6 protein-coding genes are annotated in these 4,458 nt (G+C 70.1%); 3 read left to right on the top strand and 3 right to left on the bottom strand.

Annotated elements, in window-relative coordinates; all coding sequences use genetic code 11:
* Positions 1-271 (top strand): TolC family protein (locus tag QQK25_RS22270; protein WP_284189930.1); only part of this gene is annotated, 271 nt, incomplete at its 5' end.
* On the opposite strand, the gene QQK25_RS22265 is transcribed toward QQK25_RS22270, so the two are convergent.
* Entirely contained in the window at positions 262-645 is a 384-nt protein-coding gene (locus tag QQK25_RS22265) for a VOC family protein (protein WP_284189929.1), read from the bottom strand. The genes QQK25_RS22270 and QQK25_RS22265 overlap by 10 nt on opposite strands.
* A gap of 134 nt (positions 646-779) precedes the next feature.
* Between QQK25_RS22265 and QQK25_RS22260 the strand changes: the two genes are divergently transcribed.
* Both QQK25_RS22260 and QQK25_RS22255 read left to right on the top strand, forming a co-directional pair.
* Positions 780-1,478, top strand: a complete 699-nt coding sequence (locus QQK25_RS22260; RefSeq protein WP_284189928.1) for a helix-turn-helix transcriptional regulator — start codon at positions 780-782, stop codon at positions 1,476-1,478.
* Positions 1,479-1,556: 78 nt separating this feature from the next.
* Complete coding sequence (locus QQK25_RS22255) at positions 1,557-1,961, top strand: YkgJ family cysteine cluster protein (RefSeq protein ID WP_284189927.1); 405 nt, start codon at positions 1,557-1,559, stop codon at positions 1,959-1,961.
* A gap of 80 nt (positions 1,962-2,041) precedes the next feature.
* On the opposite strand, the gene thrC is transcribed toward QQK25_RS22255, so the two are convergent.
* The gene (gene thrC, locus QQK25_RS22250; protein ID WP_284189926.1) at positions 2,042-3,481 is read right to left on the bottom strand and encodes a threonine synthase; all 1,440 of its coding nucleotides are present in this window, start codon (positions 3,479-3,481) and stop codon (positions 2,042-2,044) included.
* Between the two features lie 70 nt (positions 3,482-3,551).
* A partial coding sequence (locus tag QQK25_RS22245; RefSeq protein WP_284189925.1) for a hypothetical protein occupies positions 3,552-4,458 on the bottom strand: 907 nt, incomplete at its 5' end.

Raw genomic sequence — 4,458 nt, 5'->3', positions numbered from 1 at the left:
CGCCCGCGCCGCCTGGGCCGGCTGGCAGAACCAGCAGGCCGCCGCCGACGCCCTGGGCAAGAGCGCCGACCTCACCGAACGGGCCTGGCAGCTAGGCGAAGGCAGCCTCACCGACACCCTCAATGCGCGCCGCCTGGCCCACGAAGCGCGCCTCGCCGCCCGGCTGGCCGGCCTCGACGCCAGCGAAGCCCGCTACCGCCTGCTCCTCGACGCCCACCGGCTATGGCCGCTGGACATGGACGCCCACGACGACGACCACGATCACCCCTGACAACCCGCCCCCGGCGAGTGCAGCCCGATCCGGTTGCCCTCGCTGTCGGCAAACATCGCGATGAAGCCGATCTCCGGGCTGATCTCGGTCTTCGGCATCAACACCGTGGCGCCCGCCTCCACCGCCCGCGCCAGGGGCACGGCGAGGTCGTCGCCGCCATCCAGATAGATCACCACCCCGTGGTCGCCGGGCTTGCCGTCCGGGCAGGCCATCAGGGCGCCGCCGGTGGCCGGGTCCGCGTACGGAAAAACGGCCATGCGCATCCCGCACATTTCCTCCACCTTGAGGGTGATGGCAAAGGTGGCCTCGTAAAAGCGGCAAGCCCGGTCCAGGTCGGTGACGGGGATTTCAAACCAGTTGATGAGTCGTTTCATGGTGCGCTCCTGAATGCAGGTTGATTGGAGCTGCCATTCTGGCCGCCCCCTCCTGACACCCTGCCGTCAGGAGCCTGCCCGCATCCCCCGGCCAGCCGCGCTATCCTGACAGCCTTGTGTCAGGAGCTCCCCCCATGCGCCGTGCCGACCGCCTGTTCCAGATCGTCCTGCTCCTCGACCGGGGCCGGGCCGTTACCGCCCGGGAGCTGGCCGAAGCCCTGCAGGTTTCCGAGCGCACCATCTACCGGGATGTCGCCGACCTCTCCCGCTCCGGCGTGCCCATCAGCGGCGAGGCCGGCGTGGGCTACCTGATGCGCCCCGGCTACCGCCTGCCGCCGCTGATGTTCGACGCCGACGAGCTCGCCGCCCTCGCCCTGGGCAGCCGGATGGTGCAACGCTGGGCCGACCCGGCCCTTGGTCGCGCCGCCGAGCGCGCCCTGCTGCGCATCGAATCGGTGCTGCCCAAAGCCCTGCGCCACGCCCCCGCCCGCGACGCCCTGCTGGTGCCCGGCTTCCGTCTACCCGAGGCCATGCGCGCCCCGATGACCGAGCTGCGCGAAGCCATCGCCGCCCACCGCAAGCTGCGCATCGCCTACACCCGGGCCGACGGCGCCGCCAGCGAGCGGATCATCCACCCGGTGGGGCTGGTCTTCTGGGGCGAGACCTGGACCCTCGGCGCCTGGTGCGAGCTGCGCGGCGATTTCCGCAGCTTTCGCCTCGACCGCATCGCCAGCGTGGCCGCCCTCGACGCGCATTTCGACGGCGACGGCCTGCTCGGCCGCTACCTGCACGCCGCCCAGCAGCAGGACGACTGCGACGGCGCCACGTATTGACACCATCCGAAGCTACCCAAATGGCGTAAGTCGTGCCAGAATCCGTTCCCGATTTCATTCGAATCAGCACGACGTCCGATGAGCACCTCCGACGCCAATCACTGCCTCGACTGCGGCGCCTGCTGCGCCTTCTTTCGTGTTTCCTTCTACTGGGCCGAAGCCGAGGCCCGGGGCATTCCTGCCGACCTGACGGAGCCGATCAACCCCCGCTTCAGCTGCATGGCCGGCACCAACCAGCGTGCGCCCCGCTGCCACGCCCTGGCCGGCGAGGTCGGCCAGCGGGTCGGCTGCACGATCTACGAGCATCGCCCCGCGCCCTGCCGGGAGGTGCAGCCCGGCGACGACCAGTGCAACAAGGCCCGGGCCGGCTACGGCCTGCCGGCCATCGAGGCCTGGTGCTGGCAATCGCCCATCCCGGCCGGCCTCACCGATCCTTTGCCCCACGGCGCCGACATCCACACCCCGCCCCCGCCAGCCGACTGACACGCCCCCGCGCAAGGCACAAAAAAGCCCCCCGCCCGCCGGCTTGAACCGGCGAAGCGGGGGCTTTCTGACGTCGGCGGTCAGCCGGCGTCGACAGTCCGGGCGATCAGCGCCTTGATGGCGTCGGCGTCCACATCCATCACCTCGACGCGCTGGGGCAGCGCCTCGATGTTCTCGAGGCCGGCCGGGCGCGCCGGCTTGCGGCCCAGCGCCTCGACGATGGTCTCTTCAAACTTGGCCGGCTGGGCGGTTTCCAGCACCAGCGTGGGCACGGCCGGGTCGCGCAATTCCAGCGCCACCTTGAGGCCATCGGCGGTGTGGGTGTCGATCACGGTGGCGTACTGCTCGTCGGCCAGGCGGATCGTCGCGAGGCGGTCGGCGTGGTTGCTGCTGCCGGACACGAAGCCGTAGTCGCCGATCCTGGCAAACTCGGGCGAGGCGGACAGATCGAAGGCGCCGCCCGCGTCGACCTTGCTCCACAGGGCGCGTACGGTGTCGCCGCTGCGGCCGACCAGATCGAACACGAAGCGCTCGAAGTTGGAGGCCTTGGAGATGTCCATCGACGGGCTGGAGGTGGCGTGGGTCTCGGCGGTGTTGCGCGGGCGGTAGATGCCGGTGCGGAAGAACTCGTCGAGCACGTCGTTCTCGTTGGTGGCGAGGATCAGCTTGGCCACCGGCAGGCCCATCTGGCGGGCGATGTGGCCCGCGCAGATGTTGCCGAAGTTGCCCGACGGCACCGCGAAGGCGACCTGCTGGTCGTTGTTCTCGGTGGCGGCAAAGTAGCCCTTGAAGTAGTAGACGATCTGCGCGGCGACGCGGGCCCAGTTGATCGAATTGACGGCGCCGATCTTGTACTTGGCCTTGTAGGCGTGGTCGTTGGAGACCGCCTTCACCACGTCCTGGGCGTCGTCGAACATGCCGCGCACGGCGATGTTGAAGATGTTTTCGTCCTGCAGCGAGTACATCTGGGCGCGCTGGAAGGCGCTCATCCGGCCGTGGGGCGACAGCATGAACACGCGCACGCCGTGCTTGCCGCGCATGGCGTATTCGGCCGCCGAGCCGGTGTCGCCGGAGGTGGCGCCGAGGATGTTGATCTGCTCGCCGCGCTTTTCGAGCACGTATTCGAACAGGTTGCCCAGCAGCTGCATCGCCATGTCCTTGAAGGCGAGCGTCGGGCCGTTGGAGAGCTCCAGCAGGCCCAGCTTGCCCGGCTCCAGCCAGTGCACCGGAGTGATCTCGACGGCCTTGGCGTCGTCGCGCACGTAGCCGTAGACGTCGGCGGTGTAGGTCTTGTCGCAGATGGCCTTCAGGTCGGCGGCGGGGATGTCGTCGATGAAGCGCGACAGGATCGCGTAGGCCAGTTCGGCGTAGGAGAGCGTGCGCCACGCATCCAGATCGGCGCGGGTGACCTGCGGGTAGGACTCCGGCAGGTAGAGGCCGCCATCCGGCGCCAGGCCGCCAAGCAGGATGTCACAGAAGGATTGGGGGGCAGACTGGCCGCGGGTGGAGATATAGCGCATGGTTCTCGCCGAAATGAAAAACGAAAACCTTGGAAGATAGCACAGCCGGCGGGCCTTGACCGTGCCGGGCTCAGCGGCCCGCGGTTGAAGCTGTCGAACGGGCGCTCACGAGCCCCTTCACCAGCACACCGGCAAACAGCGCCACGCCCGCCGCCAGCAGCAGCGCCCCAGCCGCCACGCCCGCCGTCAGCAGGCCACCGCCCGTCAGAAACAGCGCCGTGCGAAGCAGGCCGAAGCGCACCAGCGCGGCCCGCAGTTGCGCCCGTGGAGGCGTCGCCGGCCCCGGGAAACGCCACACCGGCAGCAGCTGCGACAACGCGCCCGTCACCAGCGGCAGCAGGAAGAGCGCGAAGAACCCGGTCACCGCCGGCCTACCCGGCATCCCGCCCAGGCCGTGGACAAGCCCCGCCGCGATCACCGCCAGCAGGCCCAGGCCCGCACCAAACAGCGCCACCGCAGCGCCATCGTTGATGATTCGCCGGGCGCCGAGGGTCTTCAGCCAGCCCGCCAGGGTGTGAATCACCACACCAGCCAGCACCAGCGCCCCTACGGGCGCCAGCCAGTGGGCCAGCCCCGCCAGCGCGCTCGCCACCACGCCACCCATCGCCCACGGCAGCTGCTGGCGCAGGCGCAGCGCGGCTTGCGGATCGGGCATGCCGAGGGCGGTGGGCATCAGCACATGCAGCGTGCCCACCGCCGCCAGCCCGATGAAGCCGAGGGTGTTGAGGTGCAGATGCGCCAGCCGTAGCGCAGCGTAGCCCGCCGGCCACAGCAGCCCGGCGAGGATCGCCACCAGCGCCGCCAGCAGGCAGGCTAGCGAGGCCTTGTACCAGGCGAGGCCCGGGTGCGGCTTGCCGAGGCAGGCCCGGCCGCGCCGGAAAGTCCAGCCGAGCATCAGCCCGGTCGCCACCAGCCCGGCGACGATGGCCGGATGCAGCCCCCAGCCCGGCATCACGCCCGCCAGCACCGCCACCACC

Source organism: Zoogloea oryzae, assembly GCF_030161255.1.
In the GTDB taxonomy this organism is placed as follows: domain Bacteria; phylum Pseudomonadota; class Gammaproteobacteria; order Burkholderiales; family Rhodocyclaceae; genus Zoogloea; species Zoogloea oryzae.
Note: the sequence above shows the minus strand (reverse complement) of the source record. Positions and strands in the feature narration are given on the sequence as shown.

Excerpts from the sequence above, each read along its gene's own strand:
- QQK25_RS22265 (WP_284189929.1), bottom strand. The coding sequence starts at position 645 with ATGAAACGACTCATCAACTGGTTTGAAATCCCCGTCACCGACCTGGAC.
- QQK25_RS22260 (WP_284189928.1), top strand. The coding sequence starts at position 780 with ATGCGCCGTGCCGACCGCCTGTTCCAGATCGTCCTGCTCCTCGACCGG.
- QQK25_RS22255 (WP_284189927.1), top strand. The coding sequence starts at position 1,557 with ATGAGCACCTCCGACGCCAATCACTGCCTCGACTGCGGCGCCTGCTGC.
- thrC (WP_284189926.1), bottom strand. The coding sequence starts at position 3,481 with ATGCGCTATATCTCCACCCGCGGCCAGTCTGCCCCCCAATCCTTCTGT.